The 20,471-nt window shown below is 73.6% G+C and carries 21 protein-coding genes and 1 tRNA gene; 13 read left to right on the top strand and 9 right to left on the bottom strand.

All coding sequences use genetic code 11. From position 1 onward, the window contains the following. A complete protein-coding gene (locus BLT97_RS28650) occupies positions 1-909 on the top strand; it encodes a carbohydrate ABC transporter permease (protein ID WP_093615297.1) in 909 nt (302 codons plus the stop codon). Between the two features lie 116 nt (positions 910-1,025). Then, positions 1,026-2,480 carry a GH1 family beta-glucosidase gene (locus BLT97_RS28645; RefSeq protein ID WP_093615556.1) on the top strand — a complete coding sequence of 485 codons (1,455 nt, stop codon included), beginning with the start codon at positions 1,026-1,028 and terminating at the stop codon, positions 2,478-2,480. Positions 2,481-2,623: 143 nt separating this feature from the next. On the opposite strand, the gene BLT97_RS28640 is transcribed toward BLT97_RS28645, so the two are convergent. Further along, the gene (locus BLT97_RS28640; protein ID WP_093615295.1) at positions 2,624-4,024 is read right to left on the bottom strand and encodes a HAMP domain-containing sensor histidine kinase; all 1,401 of its coding nucleotides are present in this window, start codon (positions 4,022-4,024) and stop codon (positions 2,624-2,626) included. Next, on the bottom strand, positions 4,021-4,713 hold the full coding sequence (locus BLT97_RS28635) for a response regulator transcription factor (protein ID WP_176953922.1): 693 nt from the start codon (positions 4,711-4,713) through the stop codon (positions 4,021-4,023). Before BLT97_RS28635 ends, BLT97_RS28640 begins: the two co-directional genes overlap by 4 nt. Positions 4,714-4,811: 98 nt before the next feature. On the opposite strand from BLT97_RS28635, the gene BLT97_RS28630 reads away from it, so the two are divergent. Continuing rightward, positions 4,812-5,402: a hypothetical protein gene (locus BLT97_RS28630; RefSeq protein WP_093615291.1), complete on the top strand. Its 591-nt coding sequence runs from the start codon at positions 4,812-4,814 to the stop codon at positions 5,400-5,402. A gap of 117 nt (positions 5,403-5,519) precedes the next feature. Here the strand turns inward: BLT97_RS28630 and BLT97_RS28625 are convergent, their stop codons facing one another. Both BLT97_RS28625 and BLT97_RS28620 read right to left on the bottom strand, forming a co-directional pair. Then, entirely contained in the window at positions 5,520-5,939 is a 420-nt protein-coding gene (locus BLT97_RS28625; RefSeq protein ID WP_093615289.1) for a hypothetical protein, read from the bottom strand. An 85-nt stretch (positions 5,940-6,024) separates the two neighbouring features. After that, positions 6,025-6,876, bottom strand: coding sequence for a spermidine synthase (locus BLT97_RS28620; RefSeq protein WP_093615287.1), 852 nt, complete (start codon positions 6,874-6,876; stop codon positions 6,025-6,027). Positions 6,877-7,145: 269 nt separating this feature from the next. On the opposite strand from BLT97_RS28620, the gene BLT97_RS28615 reads away from it, so the two are divergent. After that, positions 7,146-7,742 (top strand): histidine phosphatase family protein, encoded by a 597-nt coding sequence (locus tag BLT97_RS28615; RefSeq protein WP_093615285.1) that lies wholly within the window; start codon positions 7,146-7,148, stop codon positions 7,740-7,742. A gap of 86 nt (positions 7,743-7,828) precedes the next feature. Here the strand turns inward: BLT97_RS28615 and BLT97_RS28610 are convergent, their stop codons facing one another. Continuing rightward, positions 7,829-9,343, bottom strand: a complete 1,515-nt coding sequence (locus BLT97_RS28610) for an NsdA family TPR-like regulatory protein (RefSeq protein WP_093615283.1) — start codon at positions 9,341-9,343, stop codon at positions 7,829-7,831. Positions 9,344-9,353: 10 nt separating this feature from the next. Then, complete coding sequence (locus BLT97_RS38065; protein ID WP_176953921.1) at positions 9,354-9,524, bottom strand: hypothetical protein; 171 nt, start codon at positions 9,522-9,524, stop codon at positions 9,354-9,356. Between the two features lie 492 nt (positions 9,525-10,016). On the opposite strand from BLT97_RS38065, the gene BLT97_RS28605 reads away from it, so the two are divergent. From BLT97_RS28605 to BLT97_RS28590, 4 genes are all read left to right on the top strand, one after another. After that, a complete protein-coding gene (locus tag BLT97_RS28605) occupies positions 10,017-10,508 on the top strand; it encodes a hypothetical protein (protein WP_425442775.1) in 492 nt (163 codons plus the stop codon). Between the two features lie 269 nt (positions 10,509-10,777). Beyond that, the gene (locus BLT97_RS28600; RefSeq protein ID WP_093615552.1) at positions 10,778-11,965 is read left to right on the top strand and encodes a hypothetical protein; all 1,188 of its coding nucleotides are present in this window, start codon (positions 10,778-10,780) and stop codon (positions 11,963-11,965) included. Further along, the gene (locus BLT97_RS28595; RefSeq protein ID WP_093615281.1) at positions 11,956-13,545 is read left to right on the top strand and encodes a cytochrome c oxidase assembly protein; all 1,590 of its coding nucleotides are present in this window, start codon (positions 11,956-11,958) and stop codon (positions 13,543-13,545) included. Before BLT97_RS28600 ends, BLT97_RS28595 begins: the two co-directional genes overlap by 10 nt. Beyond that, entirely contained in the window at positions 13,542-14,903 is a 1,362-nt protein-coding gene (locus BLT97_RS28590; RefSeq protein WP_093615279.1) for an AAA domain-containing protein, read from the top strand. Before BLT97_RS28595 ends, BLT97_RS28590 begins: the two co-directional genes overlap by 4 nt. 22 nt (positions 14,904-14,925) lie before the next feature. On the opposite strand, the gene BLT97_RS28585 is transcribed toward BLT97_RS28590, so the two are convergent. Further along, complete coding sequence (locus BLT97_RS28585) at positions 14,926-15,375, bottom strand: GNAT family N-acetyltransferase (protein WP_093615277.1); 450 nt, start codon at positions 15,373-15,375, stop codon at positions 14,926-14,928. Further along, on the bottom strand, positions 15,372-16,784 hold the full coding sequence (locus tag BLT97_RS28580; protein ID WP_093615275.1) for an MFS transporter: 1,413 nt from the start codon (positions 16,782-16,784) through the stop codon (positions 15,372-15,374). The genes BLT97_RS28585 and BLT97_RS28580 overlap by 4 nt, the downstream gene beginning before the upstream one ends. A gap of 104 nt (positions 16,785-16,888) precedes the next feature. Between BLT97_RS28580 and BLT97_RS28575 the strand changes: the two genes are divergently transcribed. The 3 genes from BLT97_RS28575 (at position 16,889) to BLT97_RS28565 (ending at position 19,090) form a co-directional block, all read left to right on the top strand. Continuing rightward, positions 16,889-17,560 carry a TetR/AcrR family transcriptional regulator gene (locus BLT97_RS28575; RefSeq protein ID WP_093615273.1) on the top strand — a complete coding sequence of 224 codons (672 nt, stop codon included), beginning with the start codon at positions 16,889-16,891 and terminating at the stop codon, positions 17,558-17,560. A gap of 37 nt (positions 17,561-17,597) precedes the next feature. After that, positions 17,598-18,068, top strand: a complete 471-nt coding sequence (locus BLT97_RS28570; RefSeq protein WP_093615271.1) for a MarR family winged helix-turn-helix transcriptional regulator — start codon at positions 17,598-17,600, stop codon at positions 18,066-18,068. A gap of 89 nt (positions 18,069-18,157) precedes the next feature. Continuing rightward, entirely contained in the window at positions 18,158-19,090 is a 933-nt protein-coding gene (locus BLT97_RS28565; protein ID WP_093615269.1) for an LLM class flavin-dependent oxidoreductase, read from the top strand. A gap of 85 nt (positions 19,091-19,175) precedes the next feature. Here BLT97_RS28565 and BLT97_RS28560 read toward each other — a convergent pair whose 3' ends face one another. Next, complete coding sequence (locus tag BLT97_RS28560) at positions 19,176-19,541, bottom strand: hypothetical protein (RefSeq protein WP_093615267.1); 366 nt, start codon at positions 19,539-19,541, stop codon at positions 19,176-19,178. 216 nt (positions 19,542-19,757) lie between these two features. Here BLT97_RS28560 and BLT97_RS28555 point away from each other — a divergent pair, with 216 nt between their 5' ends. Beyond that, positions 19,758-20,348, top strand: a complete 591-nt coding sequence (locus BLT97_RS28555) for a bifunctional DNA primase/polymerase (RefSeq protein ID WP_245769591.1) — start codon at positions 19,758-19,760, stop codon at positions 20,346-20,348. Next, positions 20,339-20,412: transfer RNA gene (locus tag BLT97_RS28550), tRNA-Lys, on the top strand. Before BLT97_RS28555 ends, BLT97_RS28550 begins: the two co-directional genes overlap by 10 nt. Positions 20,413-20,471: the final 59 nt, after the last annotated feature.

Genomic DNA, 20,471 nt, shown 5'->3' with positions numbered 1-20,471 from the left:
ATGAGCACCACCGTCACCGACAAGGTGCCCACGGGTCAGCTCGAGAGCCGTCCCGTGAAGGCGCCTTCGCGCAAGAGCAAGGCCGGCAAGACCCTGTACGGCGGCAAGTGGACGTATCTCGTCCTGATCGTCGTGACGGTGCTCTCGCTGTTCCCGCTGGTGTGGACGGCGATCGCGGCCTCGCGCAACAACGAGCGGCTCGCGCAGACCCCGCCGCCCTTCTGGTTCGGCGGCAATCTCTTCCGGAACCTCGAGATCGCCTGGACCGACGCCAACATGGGCACGGCCCTGCTCAACACCACGATCGTGGCGACCATCGCGTCCGCCGGGACCGTGTTCATCTCGACGCTGGCCGGGTTCGCCTTCGCCAAACTGCGCTTCCGCTGGAAGAACTTCCTGCTCTTCTTCGTGATCGCCACGATGATGGTGCCGCCCCAGCTCAGCGTCGTACCGCTGTACATGCTGATCGCCGAGCTGTCCTGGACCGATCAGCTCCAGGCGGTGATCTTCCCGTTCTTCGTCTGCGCCTTCGGGGTGTTCTTCATGCGCCAGTACCTGGTGCAGGCGCTGCCGAACGAGCTGGTCGAGGCGGCGCGCGTGGACGGCGCGAGCAGCTGGCGCGTGCTGTGGCACGTGGTGTTCCCGGCGGCGCGGCCCGCGATGGCGGTGCTCGGGATGCTCACCTTCGTGCAGGCCTGGAACGACTTCTTCTGGCCGATCATCGCCCTGACCCAGAACGGAAGTCCGACCGTGCAGGTCGCTTTGACCGGTCTCGGGCGCGGGTACATCCCCGACCAGTCGGTGATCATGGCGGGCGCGCTGCTCGGCACCCTGCCGCTGCTCATCGCCTTCGTCGTGTTCGGCAAGCAGATCGTCGGCGGGATCATGCAGGGGGCGGTGAAGGGCTGAGCCCGCTCGGCCCACGCCGCCTCCGCACGCCCGCCCTCCCCTGACCCGATTCCTCAACTCCCCTTTCCCGTACCAAGAATGGGAGCGCTCCCGTGCCCGCAGCAGAGACATCCACCATCCCCGGGACAGCGCCGGCCGCCACCGGCTCCGCCGGATTTCCGCCCGGCTTCCTGTGGGGCGCGGCCACCGCCGCGTACCAGATCGAGGGGGCCGCGCAGGAGGACGGGCGCACCCCGTCCATCTGGGACACCTTCAGCCGGACGCCGGGCAAGGTGCTCGGCGGCGACACCGGTGACGTGGCCTGCGACCACTACCACCGCTTCCGCGACGACGTGCGCCTGATGGCCGAACTCGGCCTGGGCGCCTACCGGTTCTCCGTCTCCTGGCCGCGCGTGCAGCCCACCGGGCGCGGGCCCGCGGTACAGCGCGGGCTCGACTTCTACCGCGCCCTCGTCGACGAACTCCTCGAGCACGGCATCACGCCGATGGCCACGCTCTACCACTGGGACCTGCCGCAGGACCTGGAGACCGCCTTCCCGAGCGGGTCCAGCGCGGGCGGCGGGTGGCCGGAGCGGGACACGGCGGAGCGGTTCGCCGAGTACGCCGGGATCGTGGCCGGCGCGCTCGGCGACCGGGTGGAGCTGTGGTCCACCCTCAACGAGCCCTGGTGCAGCGCCTTTCTGGGCTACGGATCCGGGGTGCACGCGCCGGGCCGCACCGACGATGTGGCGGCGCTGCGCGCGGCGCACCACCTCAACCTAGGGCACGGGCTCGCCGCGAAGGCGCTGCGGGCCGCGCTGCCGGCCCGCGCGAAGATCGGTATCGCGCTCAACCCCAGCGCCGTACGCCCCCTCACGGACTCGCCCGAGGACCGGGACGCGCAGCGCCGCATCGACGCGCTCGCCAACCGGATCTTCAGCGGCCCGCTGCTCAAGGGCGCCTATCCCCAGGACCTGATCGCCGACACCTCCCACCTCACGGACTGGTCCTTCGTACGGCCCGAGGACCTTGCCGTCATCAAGCAGCCTCTGGACTTCCTGGGCATCAACTACTACGCGCCCGCGGTGGTCTCGGCCACGGACGACCCGAACGCCCCGCGCAAGGACGGACACAACTCCGGCTCCCACTCCCCCTGGCCGGGCGCGGACAAGGTGGCCTTCCACCAGGCGCCGGGCGAACTGACCGCGATGGACTGGCCGGTGGATCCGACCGGCCTCACCGACCTTCTCCTTCAGTACACCGCCGAGGCTCCCGGGGTTCCGCTCTTCGTGACGGAGAACGGGGCGGCCTTCGAGGACCGGGTCGGCGAGGACGGCCGCGTCCACGACCCGGACCGCGTCCGCTATCTGCACAGCCACCTGTCCGCCGTGCACGAGGCGATCCGCCGGGGCGCGGACGTACGCGGCTACTTCCTCTGGTCGCTCCTGGACAACTTCGAGTGGGCGTACGGCTACAGCAAGCGGTTCGGCGCGGTGTACGTGGACTACGAGACGCAGGCGCGCATCCCGAAGTCGAGCGCGCGCTGGTACGGGCAGGCGGCACGGGAAGGGGTGCTGCCTCCCGTGGAGTGAGGAGGCGCGGGCGTCGGGTGAGGTGCGGGCGCGCCGGGACGTGCTGCGTGCGGTGGCCGACGGGGGGACAGCGGGGGAAAGGGTGCGTCCCGGCCGGATCGGGGGACCCGGCCGGGCCGCGCCCGTCCGTTCGCGTCCCGGCGTCACACGCCGGTCGGGCTCGCCGGCTGTCCCTTCCTGCGGCGGCGGACCGCCGGCCCCCGGTGCCTGCGGCGGCCCTCGGTGGGGCGGCGGTCGTCGAGCTGGATCCAGATGCGGATCTCCGTACCGCCGAGGACCGAGGAGCCGATGCGCAGGTCTCCGCCCGTGGACTCGGCCATCTGCCGGACGATGTCCAGGCCGAGCCCGGTCGAACCCGCCTCGCCCGAGCCGCCGCCCCGGCGCAGGGCGGCCTCCGGGTCGGTGATGCCCGGGCCCGCGTCCGAGATCAGGACGATCACCGCGTCCTCGCCGCTGTGCACGTCGACCGCGAAGGCCGTGCCCTCGGGGGTGTGCCGGAACACGTTGCCGAGCAGGGCGTCCAGGGACGCGACCAGGTCGGCGCGGGCGACCGGGATGTGCACGGGGCGGTCCACGCCCGCGACCCGCACCTTGCGCGCCTCGTCCTCGGCGAGCGCCGACCAGAACGCCATGCGTTCGCGGATCACCTCGGCCGCGTCGCAGCCGCCGCCCGGGCCGTGCCCGGTCTGCGGCTTGGCCTCGCGGGCCGTGCGGATGATCGTGTCGACCTCGCGTTCCAGCTGCTCGACGGCCGAGCGCGTCTGGTCGGCGGCCGCTCCGTCGCCCAGGGACGCGGCGTTGAGGCGCAGGACGGTCAGCGGCGTACGGAGGCGGTGGGAGAGGTCGGCGGCCAGTTCCCGCTCGTTGGCGAGGAGTTGGACCACCTGGTCGGCCATGGAGTTGAAGGCGACCGCGGCCGACTTGAGTTCGGTGGGGCCCTCCTCGGGCACGCGCGCGCCCAGCTTGCCCTCACCGAGCGCGTGCGCGGCGCCGGCCAGGCGCTTGGCCGGCTGGATGAGCCGTACGCCGAGCCGGTCCGCCACCGCCACGGAGCCGATGATCAGCGCGACGCCCACGCCCGCGAGTACCAGCCAGGCCGTGCCGACGCCGTTGGTGGCCTCGCCCTCGGGCACGAAGATCTCCACGACCGCGTTGCCGCCCGAGCTCAGGGCGGTGGGCTGGAGCAGCACGGACCCGCCGGGTGCCTGCGCGATGAAGGCGCGGCTCTTGCGGCGGGCGGTCTCCACGTCGGCGTCCGTCGCGCGCTGCACGCCGATCTGCCGTGCGGGCTGCCCGTCGGCGGCCGGCAGGTGGACCGCCATCCGGCCCTCGCCGCCCGCGTCGGTGATCGCGATGGCCCGGTCGAGCTCGTCGCGGTCGGTGGTGATGGAGAGCGTGGGCGCGATGTTGGCCGCCTGCCGCTCGGCGTTGGAGAGCGCGCGGTCGCTCGCCATCTCCTTGATGACCAGGGCCAGCGGGACCGCGAAGGCGACCACGACCATCGTGGTGACGGCCAGGCACACCTTGACGAGCGCCCACCTCACCGCGGGGGCTCCAGCTTCACTCCGACACCGCGCAGAGTGTGCAGATAACGGGGCTTCGCGGCGGTTTCACCCAACTTCCGGCGCAACCAGGACAGATGGACGTCGATGGTCTGGTCGTCCCCGTACGACTGCTGCCAGACCTCCGCGAGCAGCTCCTTGCGCGGGACGACCACGCCGGGCCGGCCGGCGAGGAAGGCGAGCAGGTCGAACTCGCGCCGGGTGAGGTCGAGGGTGGTGCCGTCGAGCGAGGCCTGGCGGCGCAGCGGGTCGATGGCGAGCCCGCCCACGCGCAGGACGCTGGACACCGCGGCCTCGCCCGCGCCGCCGGAGCCGGCGCGGCGCAGCACGGCGGCCATCCGGGCCGACAGGTGCTCGACCGAGAAGGGCTTGGTCAGGTAGTCGTCGGCGCCGTCGTTGAGCAGCCGGACGATCTCCGCCTCGTCGTCGCGCGCCGTGGCGATGATCACAGGCACGTCGGTGATCCCGCGCAGCATCTTCAGCGCCTCGGCCCCGTCCAGGTCGGGCAGACCGAGATCGAGAATCACCACGTCGAAGCGGAAATGAGCGACCTCGCGCAGCGCCTCCAGGGCCGTCCCGACGCTGCGCACGGTGTGCGAGGCCTCGGTCAGATGCCGGATGAGGGCCGAGCGTACGAACTGGTCGTCCTCGACCACGAGCACACTTGCCATGGCCCGCACCGTACGCCATACGGGGGACGCCGGTCATGGCACCGGCATTCCCGGACGCCCGGGACACGCGTGGGCCTCATGGGGCAGGATGGCCCGCGATGCACAGGACTTATACCGGGCTGGCACATGCAGCGGCGTGGACATGCGCCACCGGGGCAGCCGTGACGCTGTCCTGGTGGGGGGTGCACACAGTCATGTCCGGGACGGCCTACGACCCGCCGAAGGCCCTCCCGCTGACCGCTTCGCAGGAGACGACACAGCAGGCGACCGATCCGAAGGCGTCCTCCTCCACGCAGCGCCCCAAGCAGCCCTCGAAGTCCGGCTCTTCGAACGAAGGCACCACCTCGGATGAACCGCCGAAATCCGCCGGTACCGGTGGCAGTGATTCCGGAGGTTCCTCCAGCAGCAGCAAGCCGAGCAAGTCGTCCGGCTCGTCCCCCTCGGCCTCGTCCTCGCCGGCCGGGGACGTGAAGGGCTACAACGTCTCGGGCGGCCGCGTCGTCTTCGAAATCCACGCCGATTCCGCCGAGTTGGTCTCGGCGACGCCCAACACCGGCTGGCAGATGCAGATCTGGAAGCAGCCGCAGCAGGACTGGATCCGCGTCACCTTCACCCAGGGCAACCGCGAGGTCTCGGTCTTCTGCACCTGGCACGACCATGCGCCGCAGGTGGAGATCGACGATCCGTGAGGCACGGCCGTGCGGGCCGCCTCCTGCCGTCCTGATTGCCGGAGGCAGCCCTCGCCTCAGTGGCGGAGGCAGCCTCAGTTGCGGACGCAGCCTCAGTGGCGGAGGCAGCCTCGCCCCTCAGTCCGCGAGCTCCCGCTCGGTCACGTCCTCGACCATCCGCCAGTCCCCGTCGACGGACTCGAACACGAGGATGCGGGTCGCCACGGACGGCACTTCGGCGCGGAGGTCGCCGCCGCGCCGGTCCGTGGTGTACATGGTCACCGTCTGGGTGACATCGACCGTGGCGCGGGACCCGTCCCGCGTCACATCGAAGCCCACGGCCTCGGCGTCGAACTTCTGCCAGACGCGGTCGGGCTCGACCAGCTCGGTACGCCCGGCGACATCCCGGTCGGCCTCCGCCTGGAAGAGCTCCTCGACGGCCTGCTCGAGCGCCTCCCGCTCGGCCGCCTCGGCCCGCTCCTGCAACACGTACACCGTCGGCGCCGCGGCCAGGACGACCACCCCCGCCGCCAGCGCCAGCTTGTGCTTCCCCCGCATGCTGTCCCCCGTTGTCGCGTGGCGGGACTCTAGCCCGCGCAGGCGGCCGCCGCCCATGGATCGGCAGCGAAAAGATCCCCGGCCGTCAGCGGAAGACACCTGGCGGAGGCGCCGGTGAGGCGACGGCCGCCGCATCGCGCACCGCGGCCGCTCCCCCGGTGAAGTCCGCGAGGGCGCGGCCGTGTTCGACGCGGCCGGGGTGGGGGTCGGAGGCGATACGGCGGGTCAGCTCCGCGACGGGGAGCGCGGCGTCGGAGGCGACCAGGACCGCGTTGCCGAACCGCTTGCCGCGCAGCACCGCGGGGTCGGCCGCCAGGGCCAGCTCCGGGAAGACTGTGGCGGCGGTGGCGATCTGGCCGCGCAGATGCGCGAGCGGCGGGCCGTCCGCGAGGTTGGCGGCGTAGTGCCCGCCCGGCCGGACGACCCGGCGTACGTCCTCCAGGAACTCCACGCTCGTCAGGTGTGCGGGGGTGCGCGCGGCGCTGAACACGTCGGCGATGACGAGATCCGCCCAGCCGTCGGGGATCTTCGCGAGTCCCTCGCGTGCGTCGGTGGACCGCACCCTGATCCGCGCGCCCGGGTCCAACGGGAGCTCCCTGCGCACCAGTTGGACGAGGGCGGCGTCGCGCTCGACGATCTGCTGCACGGAGCGCGGGCGCGTGCCGGCCACGTAGCGGGCCAGCGTGAAGGCGCCGCCGCCGAGATGGACCGCCTGGAGCGGCCGGCCGGGGGCGGCGATCAGGTCGATGACATGTCCGAGGCGGCGCTGGTACGAGAAGTCCAGATAGGCCGGATCGTCGAGGTCCACGTGGGACTGGGGTGCGCCGTCCACGAGCAGGGTCCAGGCGCGCGGCCGGTCCGGATCGGGCATCAGCTCGGCGAGCCCGCCGTCGACGGTCTCGACCACCGCCTGAGCTGCACTTCTCCTCCTGGCCATCTGGCCATTATGCGGCGGGGGCGGACGGGGGCGCGCTGCGAGGTGCCCGGGGCGGCGGCGCAAGGTGCCCGGGGGCGGGCGGCGGTGGGTTCGTCCCGCGTGAGCGATGATGGACAGGCGAGGCGATCAACGGCGATACGCCCGAAACGTCAGCATCCGGTACGTCGGCACCTACGCACCCCGGCACGTACGGACCCCCGGCCCGTCCCGTACGCACCGCCCACGGCGCGTGCACGGCCCCGTACCCCTTCGCAGTTCTGGAGCGACCCATGGCAGCCCGCATCCTCCTGGCCCGGCACGGACAGACCGCGTGGTCCCTGTCCGGCAAGCACACCGGCCGGACGGACATCCCGCTGCTCGACGAGGGCCGGGCGGGCGCGAAGCTGCTCGGCGAGCGGCTGCACCGCGCCCCGTACAACGGCCTCGCCGACGTCGAGGTGCGCACCTCGCCGCTCGCGCGCGCGGCCGAGACCTGCGAGATCGCCGGTTTCGGGAAGCGCGCCGAGCGCTGGGACACCCTCATGGAGTGGGACTACGGCGCGTACGAGGGCATGACGCCGGCCGAGATCCAGGCGGTCCGGCCGGGCTGGTTCATCTGGCGCGACGGCGTCCCCGGCGGCGAGACCCTGGCCGAGGTCACGGCGCGCGCGGACGAGGTGGTCGCGTGGGCGCGCTCGGCGGACCGGGACGTGCTCGTCTTCGCGCACGGCCACATCCTGCGCTCGATCGGCGCCCGCTGGCTCGGCCTCCCGCTCGACTTCGCCGCCCGCATCCGCCTCAACCCGACGTCCCTGTCGGTCCTGGGCTGGGCCTACGGCGAACCGGCGATCGAGTCGTGGAACGAGACGGGGCATCTCGAAGGCTGAGAGCAGCCGGAAGAGCCCCTGCTCCTGGCCTCCCTCAGGCAATAGGCCCGCACCCCCTCAGACGGTACGCCCGAGCCCTCGCCGTCTCAGGCCGTACGCCCGAGTCCTCCGTGCCGCTCCAGGAAGCGGGCCACTCCGGATGCGCGCCGGTGCGGGAGCAGGACGCGTGCCGTGCCGCGCAGTATCGCCTGGACGCGGGTCGAGCCGACCTCGCCGAGCAGGTCGAGCACCCGGCTGCCCGCCGCGGCGGCCTCGTCGGGCCGGCCCGCGCGGGCCAGGTCGTCGGCGAGCTCGGCCGTGTACAGCGCAATGTTGCGCGTGAAGTGCGGGTCCTGGAGAGCAACGGCCGTACGCGCGTGGGAACTGGCCCGCGACCACTCGCCGAGCGCCGACCAGCACTGCGCCTCCAGGCCCGCGAGCTCGGCCGCGCCGAAGAAGGACATCCACTCCGGGTCGGCCTCCGAGGGCCCACGGCCGAAGAGCCGCTGGGCGCGGGCGAGCGCCTGCTCGCAGCCGGCCCGGTCGGACAGGCCCGCGAGCCCGCCGGCCTCGCGCAGCGCGAGCAGCGAGAGCAGCCGGTCGGAGCCGAGCGGTCCGGCCGCCCGCTGCGCGGCCTGCGCCGCGCGCACCGCCTCGCGCGGCCGGCCCGCGTCACGGGCCAGGAACGACATGTTGCAGAACGCGTGCGCCTCCAAGGCCGGGTCGGCGAGCAGCCGCGCGGTGGCCAGCGCCTCCCCGTAGTGCGAGCGCGCGTCCTCGTAGCGCCCCGAGTCGTGCGCCAACCAGCCCACCGAGATGGCCAGTTCACCCGCGCTCGCCTGGAGCCGGTCGAGTACGGACTGGCGGGCAGTGCCCTCGTCGAGCAGCGCGTAGGCACTGCGCAGCGGGCCGGCCGCGCGCCGGTACAGGCCGTCGGCGCCGTGCCGGTCGTCGAGCAGCCGGATCCGGCGCACCGCCTCCTCGACCGCGTCGGCCTCGGGGACGCCCACCCGTCGGCGCGACGGCGCGGCGGCCGCGGGCGGGGCGAGGCTCAGCGGGGCGGCGGCGGAGGCGACCGCCGCCGTGGTGCCGGTCATGAACACGCGACGCAGCACGTCGCTCTCCTCTGGGTGCTTCAAGTACGGGGTGGCGCCCGGCAAATACGGGGTGGCGCCCGGCGGTGGGGAGCCGGCGCGATTCGAGGTGGTGGCGCCCGGCGGCGGGGAGCCGGCGCGATTCGAGGTGGTGGCGCCCGGCGGCGGGGAGCCGGCGCGGGTGGCGCGCGCGGCCGGGACGCGGGGCAGCGGCGGGAGGTCTTCCCGTACGCGCTGAAGATCTTCCCGTCCGCGCGGGTGCTCGGGGTGCGGGACGGGCGTGCGGGCCGCCGCGCGCGCCCTGCGCCCGCGGACGGTCTCGCGGGGCGCGAACCCCATGTCGGTGAGGGTGCGCCCGGGGAACATGTGCAGGAAGACCCGCTCGTACGCGTAGTTGGGGCAGCGGATCTCGCCCGCCTCCACGCGCCCCACATAGCGGGCGTCGCAGGAGACCCGCTCGCCGATCTCGCGCGCGGCCCTGCGGACGGCCGCGGCGAACTCGCCGGGCGACAGGCTGCCGCGCAGCATGCGGAAGGCCCTATTCGGCCGCGGCGCGGGGGCACCGCCCGCCTCGGCGGCAGGGGCGGGTGCGCTCGCTGCGGGTGCGGTCGCCGCCGGCGATGCGGTCATCGCTGCGGGTGCGGTCATCGCTGCGGGGGAAGTCGCTGAACTCCGCGAGGACGACGCCATGGAACAGCCCTCTCGTCACGGCTCACGGTGGGCCCGGTGCCACGTTCCGATGTCACGGTCCGGTGGCTCCGGCGAGTGACGAACGTACCGGGAGTGACGGGTGCGGCACGCAGAGTTCTGCTACAAACCGGAAATCCCAGCCGTGATCCGCCATCATCTGCCATCCAATGCGGCGATTCGACGCCGTAGCCGTTGACGCGGCGGCGCGTTGAACCATGCGGCGACGGGTCCCCGCACAGGTTCGGCCGCGACGCTGCTTTGACGTTCCTGCGCCGCCCTGCCCCCGCGCCGCATATTCCGACCCTGCGCATCCTCAGCACGATCAACGTCAGCTCGATCGATGTCAGCTCGATCCGAGCATCCTGAGCCAGGAGGGGTTCCCTTGTTGGAAGCCGGTATGGACAGCAGCGGCTCCCGTACGCAGCGGGCCGGGGAGATCTTGGCCCCGCCCTGGCCCGTCGCGTCGGTACCGATGAGCGCGCCCCCGGTGCCGGTCGGCACGCCGATGCCGATGAGTACGCCGGTGCCGGTCAGCGCCCCTGTCCATGTGCTCGCGCCGCCCCCGGCCGCCGCCGCCCCGGTTTCGGCCGCCCCGGCCGGTGTCTCCCCGGCCTCCTCCGCCCAGCACCTGCCCTCCGCGGACGCGAGCACGCCGCCCGGCGCGTGCGACCTGGTGACCGTGCCGACCCGGCAGGGCCTGGAGGCCGTGGACATCCTGCGCAGGGGCGCCCCCGCGATCGGCCCCGTGCTGCACGACGACAGCCGCGACACCCTCGGGTTCGTGGTGCCGGCCGGCACGGCGGACGCCTGGGACCTGCCGGGTTCCGCCTGCACCCAGACCGCGGGCCGCGGTCTGCCGCTGGCCGCGGCGGCCGGCGCGGACCAGGGAGCGGACTGGCTCCTGCCGCCCACGGACGAGAGCCCCGTGACGGACCCGGCCGCCCTGCGCGAGGCACTCGGTGAGGCGGCCCGCATGATCGCGGCGGCGGACGGCTGCCGCTGAGAGGCACCTGGCGCCGGGGGCGATTCACCTGGCGCGGGAGCGGGCCACCGAGCTCGCCGGACGGGCTGCCCAGCAGCGGGACGAGAGCGGGACGAGTCCCGACCGACCCGGGGGCCGAGTCGCTCAGCATGCGGGACAAGCCCCGAGCCCACGGGACGAGCCGCCCGACGCGCGGGGCGGGCCCCGTGTCGGCCGCAGGACGAGTCTCCGTATCCGGCATCACCGACGTGTTGTCAGTGGGAAGTGCGAGACTTCCGCAGGTGAGCGAAATCCCGACGACGACCGGAGCCGAACCCCTGCGGACGCGGCTCGCCACCCTGCGCGGACCCGACGCCCAGCCCAAGCCGCTGGACGCCCGGGCGCTCGCCGCGCTCGCGGCCAACCCGGGGTGCCGCAGGCGGGCGTTGCTCGACGGTGCGGGGGTGGACAAGTCCGCCCTCGCCGAAGCCCTCGGCTCCCCGTCCGGGTTCGGGCAGTCGCAGTTCGCGTTCATCCGGGGCAATGCGTTCGAGGCCCGGGTCAAGGGCGACGGCGGCGCCGAGCTGCTCCGCCTGGCCCACCAGAAGCTCGGCGGCCCCGAGCCCACCCCCGCCACCTCCCGCGTGCCCGAGCTCACCGCCGTCGGCCCCGAGGGCCGCGCCGCCCGCACCGAGCTCGCCCTGGGCGAGGCGGAGGCCGGCGCCTGGACGCTGCTCGACCATCCGATGGTGGCGCTCGACGTGGCCGGTTCGTCCGCGTTCCTGGAGCCGGACGCCGTGGTGGTGCACCCCGACGGCCGGTGGGCGGTCGTGGAGATCAAGTCCTTCCCGATGATCGACGGTTCGGCCGACGCCGCGAAGGTCGGCGCCGCCGCCCGCCAGGCCGCCGTCTATGTGCTGGCACTCGAGCGGATCGCCGCGCGGATCGACCCCGCGCCCGAGGTGGGCCACGGCATCCTGCTCGTCTGCCCGAAGGACTTCTCCAACCTGCCGACCGCCTCGCTCGTCGACATCCGTAAGCAACGGGCGGTGACCCGCCGCCAGTTGGCCCGGCTCACGCGCATCGAGGACATCGCGTCGGCCCTCGCGCCGGGCACGACCTTCGCGCTCGACCAGCCCGCCGAGCAGCTCACGCACGCGGTCGAGTCGGTGCCGGCCACGTATGCGCCGGAGTGCCTGGCCGCCTGCGAGCTGGCCTTCCACTGCCGCGACCGGGCGCGCGAGCAGGGCGCGGTCACCGCACTCGGCCGCGCGATCCGCGGCGAGCTGGGCGAACTGGCCACGGTGGACGCGGTGTTGACCGCCGCCCGCGGCGAGGCCGGCGACCCGGACGACCCGGCGGTGGCCGCCCTGCGCCGGGCCGCGGCCCTGCGCGCGGAGGCCCTCGCGTCCGCGCCGCCCGCTCCCCGCATGGAGGAGGCGGCCGTGCGTACGGAAGAAGCCGCAGGCGTACGGGAGGCGGGCGCCGCATGTCGCTGATCACCACCCTGGCCCGGTTCGAGGCCGTGCAGAGCGGCCGGGCGCAGCCCACGGCCACCGTGCGGCACCGCCATCTGTCCGAGCGTCCCCTGGTGTTCGTGCCGCTGACCACCGCGGGCGAGGCGGGGGCGCCGCTCGGCGCGCTGGTCGGCACCGACCGCGCGCAGCCGCGGCTGCTCGTCGTGCCGCAGCCGCGCGACCGTGAGCTGCGGTTCGCGTTCCTGGCCGAGCTGGCCGAGGAAGTCCTGCCGTACGTGGAGTCCTTCGCGGGTCAGACCCAGCCCGAGACGCGGAACGAGACGGATCCCGAGACCGGCAAGAAGGTCAAGGTCGAGGTCGAACTGTGCGTGGACGCACCGCAGTTGATCGTCCCGAGCCGCGCCGGTGTGGAGTTCGTCCGGCTGCTGGGGCGCTCCATGCGCTTCCGGCGGACCGCCGAGCAGGACCCGGACACGCCCTATCCCGCTCCCCCGCGGGTGCCGCTGCTCGGCCGCTGGCTGACGCACTTCGGTGAGCGGGCCCATGTGCCGGGCTCCGCCCAGCTGCTCGCGATGACCGAGCTGCTCGGGCGGCACTGGGCCACGGGCCAGTCCAGCCTGGAGGACCAGCATCTGGGCGCCCTGCTCGCCTGGATCGATCCGCCGCCGGGCAGGACCGGAGCCGAGGCCGCCCTGGAGGCGGAGCTGGGCCGTGACGCGGAGGGCCAGCTGCTGTGCCCGCCCGCGGGTCCGGCTACCGATCCGGCCTTCGACAACCGGCTGCTCGCCCCGGCCATCGAGCGTTTCGACCGCGCGCGGACCGCGCTCCAGGCGGCCGAGGACGGCCTGGACGCGGACGACCGGCTGGGCGAACTGGCCGCGGCGCAACGGGAGATCGCCCGCCTCATCGCCTCGCGCACCCGCCCCACCTGGGACGCGGTGTGGCGCGGCCTCGACCTGCTGCGCACCCTGCCCGACGCGGGGCACAACGGGGAGCGCTGGACCCGCGACCTGTGGTCGTACACCGGCCACCGCGACCGCGTCGTGGCGGGCGAGCCCCCGCAGCCGCGCCGCGACGACGCGGTGACCGCGGCCCGCAAGCTGCAGCGGCGCGAGGAGGCGCAGGCCCGCCTGGAGGCGCACGAGGCGCTGGACGACCCGCTCGTGATGGCGGGACGGCGGCTGACCGGCGAGGCCTTCGCCGGTGAGGTCACCGAGGCGGTGATGGCGTACACGGAGGACAAGCGGCCCCGGCCGCGCCCGCTGATCACCGTGCGGACGGAGGACCGGCCGCATCTCGGAGCGGGCGCGAAGGTGTACCGGTCGCTCCAGGGCAAGCCCCAGTCGGCCGAGTTCGTCGGGTATGACGGCGAGGGCGGGGTCGTGCTGCGGATCCTGGACAAGATGGGGCGCGGCAAGGAGCCCGACGAGGGGTCCGTGCCGGGGAAGGGCGACCGGCTGTGCTGGACGCTGTTCGAGCACGACGCGCGGGGCGGGGCGAAGCTGCCCGACGCGGAGGCGACGCCCTGGACGCACGGCGGCCCGCCCGGCGACCCGGCTCCTGAGCAACCCGACCCGCTGACCCCGGAGGACGTCCTGTGACCGGCCGCTCGGACCTCGCCGCCGAAGCCGCGGGCTTCGATCCGTCCGCGGCCGCATCCGCCGCCACCGCCGCGATCCTGCACGACACGCTGCACGGCACCGACCGCGGCGTGGTCGTGGACTCCCCGCCGGGCGCCGGCAAGTCGACCCTGGTGGTGAACACGGCGCTGGAACTGGCCGCCGCGGGCCGCCCGTTGATGGTGGTCGCCCAGACCAACGCCCAGGTGGACGACCTGGTGCTGCGCCTGGCCGAGAAGAACCCCGACCTGCCGCTCGGCCGGCTGCACAGCAGCGACGCCGACGCGTACGACAAGGCGCTCGACGACCTCCCCCAGGTCCGTACGTCCTCGAAGGCGGGGGACCTCACGGGGCTCGGCGTCGTCCTGTCGACCGCCGCGAAGTGGGCGCATGTCAAGGACGTCGAGCCGTGGCAGCACGCGATCGTGGACGAGGCGTACCAGATGCGTTCGGACGCGCTGCTCGCCGTGGCCGGGCTCTTCGAGCGGGCGCTGTTCGTGGGCGACCCGGGGCAGTTGGACCCGTTCTCGATCGTCGGCTCCGAGCAGTGGGCGGGGCTCTCCTACGATCCGTCGGCGAGCGCGGTGAGCACGCTGCTCGCCCACAATCCGCACCTTCCGCAGCACCGGCTGCCGGTCTCTTGGCGCCTCCCGGCCTCCGCGGCGCCGCTGGTCTCGGACGCCTTCTATCCATATACGCAGTTCCGCAGCGGCACTTCGCACGGCGACCGCGCCCTGAGCTTCGGTGTCGCCGGGGACGGCAGTGCGCACGACCGGGTGCTCGACGAGGCGGCGGCCTCGGGCTGGGGCCTGCTCGAACTGCCGGCGCGGCACACTCCGCGCACGGATCCGGAGGCGGTACGGGCGCTGGCCCAGGTGGTGCGCCGGCTCCTGGACCGCGGGGGTGTCACGGTCAGCGAGCGCTCACCGGACCCGGCGCCGCTCACCGCGGACCGTATCGCCGTCGGCACGGCACACCGCGACCAGGCGGCCGCGGTCCGAACGGCCTTGGCGGACCTGGGAGTCCAGGGCGTCACGGTCGACACGGCCAACCGCCTCCAGGGCCGTGAGTACGACGTGACGGTCGTGCTGCACCCGCTCTCGGGCCGCCCCGACGCCACCGCCTTCCACCTGGAGACGGGCCGCCTGTGCGTGCTCGCCTCACGGCACCGGCACGCGTGCATCGTGGTGTGCAGGGCGGGCGTCGCCGAACTCCTCGACGAGCATCCGTCCACGGAACCGGTGCAGTTGGGCGTCACGGTGAAATTCCCGGACGGCTGGGACGCGAACCACACGGTTCTGTCCCACCTCCAGGAGCATCGGGTCAGCTGGCGTCCGTAACGGCCCCGCGCACGAGCACCCGTCAGCCGCCGTCCCTGACGCGGTACATGCCGACGGAGTCGTGGCCCGCCACGTCGGCGAAGCCGAACTTCTCGTAGAGGAAGCGGGCCGGGCCGTCCGCGATCAGTGAGACATACGCGGTCGCGGGGGCCCGGCGCTCCAACTCCTCGGTGAGCGCGGCCATGATGCGCCGGCCGAGCCCGCGTCCCTGGTGGCCGGGGTGCACACAGATGTCGACGATCTGGAACGCGGTACCGCCGTCCCCGATGATCCGCCCCATGCCGATGGGCTCGCCCTCGTGGTGCAGCACCACCCCATACCAGGTGTGCGCCAGTCCGATCGCCGCCGCCTCGGGGTCCTTGTCGGACATCCCGGCGTCGGTGCGCAGCCGGCGGAACACCTCGACGGTGGGCACGCCCGCCCGCAGCTCGTACGAGGTGTCGCGCGGCGGCTCGGCGGCGGGGTGGTTCATCGGTGGGCCACTTCCTTCGGCTTCGCGGGGATCAGCCATCCGACGACGAGGATAGAAAACGCCGCGATGCCGGTGGCGACCAGGAAGGCGTCGTCGAAGCCGGAGGCGTCCCGGACCCCGGTGTGCACGGCGATGCTGGCGGCCGCGGTGCTGGAGACGGCCGCGGCACCGGCCGAGGCGCCGAACTCGTGGAAGGTGCTGACGATTCCCGAGGTCACACCGGCCTCGTGCGGGGCGACGGCGCCCAGCGCGGTGGCGGAGGCGACCACGAACAGCGCGCCGAGCCCCGCCGCGGCCACGCTCACTCCGAGGACCATCGCGAGGGTGCCGGACCCGAGGACGGGCACGAGGAACCCGGCCGCGGTGACGACCAGGGCGACCGCCGCGAGGAGCCGCGCCCCGAGACGCCCGATCACGCGTCCGGACGCGGCGGCGGCGACCATCGTCAGGAGCGCCACCGGCAGGAACAGCGCACCGGTCGCCAGCGCCCCGTGGCCCTGGTGGTTCTGGAGGTAGAAGGAGCCGAGGAAGAAGACGCCGACCATGAGCGCGGTGGTCACCGCGATCACGAACACCCCCGCCACCACCGAGCGCCGGCCCAGGATCCCCAGATCCATCAGCGGCGCCGTGGCGCGGCGCTGCCAGAGCGCGAACAGCACGTAGCCGAGGGCCGCCACGCCCGCCAGGACCAGGGTGAGCGGGTCCAGCCAGCCCTCGTCGCCGGCGCGGATCAGCCCGTAGATGAGCGCGCCGGTCGCGGCGGCGACCAGGACGGCGCCGGGCAGGTCGAGGGAGCCGGTGGCGGCGCGGGGCAGCGGCGGCAGGATGCGCGCCAGCGCGACCAGGACGACCAGGCCCACGGGCACGTTGACGAAGAAGACCCAGGCCCAGCCGGGGCCGGCCGTGATCAGCCCGCCGAGGAGCACGCCGAGGGCGGCGCCACCGCCGCCGAGCGCGGACCAGATGCCCAGGGCGCGGTTGCGTTCGTCGCCGTCGAACAGCCGCACCACCACCGACAGGGCGGCGGGCGACACCATCGCGGCGCCCACGCCCTGGGCGACGCGCGCGGCCAGCAGCAGGCCCGCGCCCGTGGCGAGTCCGGCGAGCAGGGACGCGGCGGTGAACACCGCGAGCCCGGTGAGGACGATCCGCTTGGGGCCGAACAGGTCGGCCGCCCGGCCGCCGAGCAGCATCAGGCTGCCGAAGGCGAGGGCGTATCCGCTGACCACCCAGGTCAGTGCGGCCCGGCTGAGGCCGAGCTCGGCGCCCATGTCGGGCAGGGCGATGGCCACGACGGTGATGTCGAGGATCAGCATCAGCTGGGCGAGGCCGAGCAGGCCCAGGGCCTGCCAGCGCAGCGGGTGCGGTGCATCCGCTGCTCGTGCGGTGGTGGATCCCGTGTCGCTCATGACGTGCACTCCCCATCGTCAAGTCGTACAGGTATGTTCAAGTTATACGCCCAGGGGGTATAACGCAAACAGTCCTGTTCGGGTTAGTGGGGTACCGTACGCACATGGGCAGCAGCAGGAACTCCACGGACCAGAAGCCCCCGACACCCCCGGCCGCCACCAAGCGGGCCGACGCGCGCCGCAGTATCGAGGCGATCGTGCAGGCGGCCGCCGTCTGCCTCGGCCGGAATCCGGAGGCGAGCCTGAGCGAGATCGCGCGGGCCGCCGGCGTGGGCCGCGTGACGCTGTACGGGCACTTCTCCTCGCGTGCCGAGGTCGTGGACGCGGCGATGAGCCGGGCGCTCGAGCAGGGCAACGAGGCGCTGGAGGGCGTGGACCTGACCGGCGATCCGCGCCGCGCCCTCGCCCGGTACATCGAGGCGAGCTGGCACCTGGTGGACCAGGCGCGCGCCCTGCTCGTCGCCGCGCAGCGCGAACTCCCGCCGGGACGCATCCGCGAACTGCACGCCGGCCCCGCCGCGCGGGTGGAGACCCTGGTCGCGCGCGGGCGCGCCGAGGGCGTCTTCCGCACCGACCTGCCGATCTCCTGGATGGTCAACGTGCTGCACGCGGTGATGCACAGCGCGGCCGAGGAGATCCGCGCCGGGCGGCTGACCTCCGAGCACGCGGCGGGCCACATCACGGCCACCGCACTCGCCGCGTTCACCCCTCCGGGCAAGCCGGTCCCCGAAGCCGGGCAGGACTCGGCACGCGGAGCCGACGACGGCGCACCATAGAAGTTCGCAGTACGAATTACGCTGTTACGCTGGCCGCATGGGCGAAAAGGAAACGAATGCGGACGGCCAGCTCGGCATGGTGGCCGGACTCGTACGGGCCTCGTTCCTGGTGAATGCGGTGTACGCCGAGTCGGCCCGGGAGTACGGACTGACCCCGCAGCAGGGGCAGTTGCTGTGCGTCCTGATGGCGCGGCCGTACGGCATGGGCGAGTTGGGCTCCACCCTCGGGCTGGCCAAGTCGAGCCTGACCGGGCTGGTCGACCGGACGGCGCGCAACGGGCTCGTACAGCGGGAGCCGGACCCCGAGGACAGCCGCGCCGTGCGGGTCACCCTCACCCCCCAAGGCGCCGAGCTGGCACGGGACTTCTACGCCGAGACCTGCCGCCGGGTCGACCGCCTGCCCGACGGACTCGCCGCCGACGAGCGGGAGCTGCTCGCCGGACTGCTCAGCCGGGTCGTGCGCGACAACGAGGTGCCCGAGGTGTTCCTGCGCCCGGACGGCGGGTGACCTCGGACGGTTGCAGTTCGCAGTGCGAACTAATAAAGTTCGTACTGCGAACTCAACCGTGAGCTCACTGACCGCGGAGGCGTCGAACCATGTCCGTACCGAATTCCGCACCCCTCCTCTCCCCGCCGCTCTTCGGCTTCGGAGCGCACAGCACGCTCGACGAAGGGCCGGAACTGCTCCGCATGGTGCAGCAGGCCGACCGTGACGGCCTCGACCACTTCTCGCTCTCGGACCACCCGTACATCGGGGAGCGCCTGGACGCGTACGCCACGATCGCCTTCCTGCTCGGCCGTACGCGGCACATCGCCGGATTCGCCAACGTCACCAACCCGACCCGGCCGCCCGCGATGCTCGCCCGCACCCTGACCTCGCTGTCGGCGCTGAGCGACGGGCGGATCATCCTCGGGATGGGCGCGGGCGGGATCTGGGACCGGATCGCCGACATGGGGGTCAGGAAGCTGTCGCCCGCGGAGGCGGTGGAGGCCTTCGAGGAGGCGATCGTGCTGGTCAGGAAGCTCTCGGGGGGCGGCGATCCGGTCACCTTCGAGGGCCGCCACTTCCAGGTCCGGGCCATCGCGCCCACGCCCGTGCCCGCTCCCCCGGTCTGGACGGGCTCGGTGGGCCGCAAGTCCCTCGCCGTCACCGGCCGCGTGGGCGACGGGTGGATCCCGGGGCACGCGGCGGACTGGCTCAGCGAGCGCTACCGCACCTCGCGGCCGGTCATCGACGAGGCGGCCCGCGCGGTGGGCCGCGATCCCGGCGCGATCGCCACGGTCTTCAACCTGCCCGGACGCATCACCGAGACCCCTCTCCCCTCGACCCGGGACAGCGAGGGCCGGTGGCTCGGCGGCAGCGTCGCCCAGTGGACCGAGGAGCTCACGTCGGCGGTGCTCGAACACGGCGCGGCCGGCTTCACGCTCTTCTCGCCGAAGGGCGGCACGCAGGACGCGCGGTCGGTGGGCCGCTGGGCGGCGGAGATCGCCCCGGCGGTACGGGAGGCGGTGGCGAAGGAGCGCGCGTGAGGTTGCGCCCGGACGGAGGGTGCGCCCGGACGGAGAGGCGCCCGGACTCCGCGCCCGGCGCGCCCTCAACGCGGGAACCGGCCGGTCAGTCCTGGGGCTCGCCGCGCAGCAGCCCCCGGCCGAACTCGACCATCTTCTTCGCGTAGTCCTCGGTCCACTCGGCACGCTCCGCGATGGCCGCCGGGGTGAGCCGGTCGAAGCGGTGCGGGTCGGCGAGCTGGGCGGCGGCGATGGCCTGGTACTCGACGGCTCGGTCCGCGGCGGCGCGGAAGGCGAGGGTCAACTCCGTGGCGCGGGAGAGCAGTTCGCGGGGGTCCTCGATCGACTCCAGGTCGAAGAAGTGCTCCGGGTCGGCGGCCGCGGCGGTGGGCTCGAAGAGCAGGGGTGCGGGGCGCAGGCGTCGGGCCTGGCCCGGCGCGGCGGCACGTTCGGTCCGCTCGGAGTCCGCCATCTGGTGTTCCTTCCGTCCGTGCCCCCTTCCCCTTCCCGGTCCAGGTGGCCGCCTTCCATTGTCCCGGCTCGCGCAAGACCGCCTCACGGGTGGCGCCGCTTGCCTCGTGGCATATGCCGGATGCGTGGGCGGACGGTACTGCACCACCCCCGCTCGCGTCCCGGAAATCCGTAACTCCACGAGTCCGTCCGCTCACCAGCGGTAGATCTGGATGCCATGAGCACTCGGCTGACCCCCACGCAGCAGTCCCCCATGGAAGCGCACGCCGGCTACGTGACGCCCGAGGGCGCCGCATGGCTGGCGTCCGCCACCTCCCACCCGCGTTCCACCCTCGCCCTGTGGCAGTCGCGGCCCACCGCACCCGTCGTGCTGCCGTGCGGCACCGCCTTCGACGTGGTGAGCGTCCCCGCAGTCTTCGGCCGCCGGATGCTGGACCGGCTGTGGGAGGACGGACCGGGTTCGGGGCCCGTCGCCACGTACCGCGGCCGCGTCCTGATCTTCGCCGCGCCCGGTACCGCGCAGCGGCTCCCGTCGCTGCTCGCCTGGGAGGAGTGGGGCGAGGCGGTGCCCACCCCGCTGTGCCACGGAGTGGGCGACGCGGTCACGGTCCCGGCACCGGCCGAGACGCCCGGCGGCACGAACGGGTCGCGCTGGCTGGTCGCCCCGGACACCCGCCACCCCTGGCTGCCGGGCCCGGAGGTCCTGCTGTGGGCGGGCGTGCAGGCCGCGCGGGCGGCGGTCCGCATATCGATTTTTCCTCCCGCCGATCAGGATGCTAAGGTCTACGACGTCAGCAGGCGCCGCTAGCTCAGTTGGTTAGAGCAGCTGACTCTTAATCAGCGGGTCCGGGGTTCGAGTCCCTGGCGGCGCACGCGAAGACAAGGCCCTCCGCTTCGGCGGGGGGCCTTCGTCATGCCCGACGCTTCTGCG

The sequence above is a fragment of the Streptomyces indicus genome (assembly GCF_900100315.1).
Taxonomy (GTDB): domain Bacteria; phylum Actinomycetota; class Actinomycetes; order Streptomycetales; family Streptomycetaceae; genus Streptomyces; species Streptomyces indicus.
The sequence above is the reverse complement of the archived record's forward strand: the minus strand, read 5'-3'. Positions and strand labels throughout refer to the sequence as shown.

Coding starts and splice junctions, on each gene's coding strand:
- BLT97_RS28565 (WP_093615269.1), top strand. CDS start 18,158: ATGTCCGTACCGAATTCCGCACCCCTCCTCTCCCCGCCGCTCTTCGGC.
- BLT97_RS28610 (WP_093615283.1), bottom strand. CDS start 9,343: ATGCTGCGCGGCAGCCTGTCGCCCGGCGAGTTCGCCGCGGCCGTCCGC.
- BLT97_RS28625 (WP_093615289.1), bottom strand. CDS start 5,939: ATGCGGGGGAAGCACAAGCTGGCGCTGGCGGCGGGGGTGGTCGTCCTG.
- BLT97_RS28585 (WP_093615277.1), bottom strand. CDS start 15,375: ATGAACCACCCCGCCGCCGAGCCGCCGCGCGACACCTCGTACGAGCTG.
- BLT97_RS28595 (WP_093615281.1), top strand. CDS start 11,956: ATGTCGCTGATCACCACCCTGGCCCGGTTCGAGGCCGTGCAGAGCGGC.
- BLT97_RS28630 (WP_093615291.1), top strand. CDS start 4,812: ATGCACAGGACTTATACCGGGCTGGCACATGCAGCGGCGTGGACATGC.
- BLT97_RS28560 (WP_093615267.1), bottom strand. CDS start 19,541: ATGGCGGACTCCGAGCGGACCGAACGTGCCGCCGCGCCGGGCCAGGCC.
- BLT97_RS28605 (WP_425442775.1), top strand. CDS start 10,017: ATGAGTACGCCGGTGCCGGTCAGCGCCCCTGTCCATGTGCTCGCGCCG.
- BLT97_RS28555 (WP_245769591.1), top strand. CDS start 19,758: ATGAGCACTCGGCTGACCCCCACGCAGCAGTCCCCCATGGAAGCGCAC.
- BLT97_RS28575 (WP_093615273.1), top strand. CDS start 16,889: ATGGGCAGCAGCAGGAACTCCACGGACCAGAAGCCCCCGACACCCCCG.
- BLT97_RS28615 (WP_093615285.1), top strand. CDS start 7,146: ATGGCAGCCCGCATCCTCCTGGCCCGGCACGGACAGACCGCGTGGTCC.
- BLT97_RS28580 (WP_093615275.1), bottom strand. CDS start 16,784: ATGAGCGACACGGGATCCACCACCGCACGAGCAGCGGATGCACCGCAC.
- BLT97_RS28620 (WP_093615287.1), bottom strand. CDS start 6,876: ATGGCCAGGAGGAGAAGTGCAGCTCAGGCGGTGGTCGAGACCGTCGAC.
- BLT97_RS28650 (WP_093615297.1), top strand. CDS start 1: ATGAGCACCACCGTCACCGACAAGGTGCCCACGGGTCAGCTCGAGAGC.
- BLT97_RS28635 (WP_176953922.1), bottom strand. CDS start 4,713: ATGGCAAGTGTGCTCGTGGTCGAGGACGACCAGTTCGTACGCTCGGCC.
- BLT97_RS28570 (WP_093615271.1), top strand. CDS start 17,598: ATGGGCGAAAAGGAAACGAATGCGGACGGCCAGCTCGGCATGGTGGCC.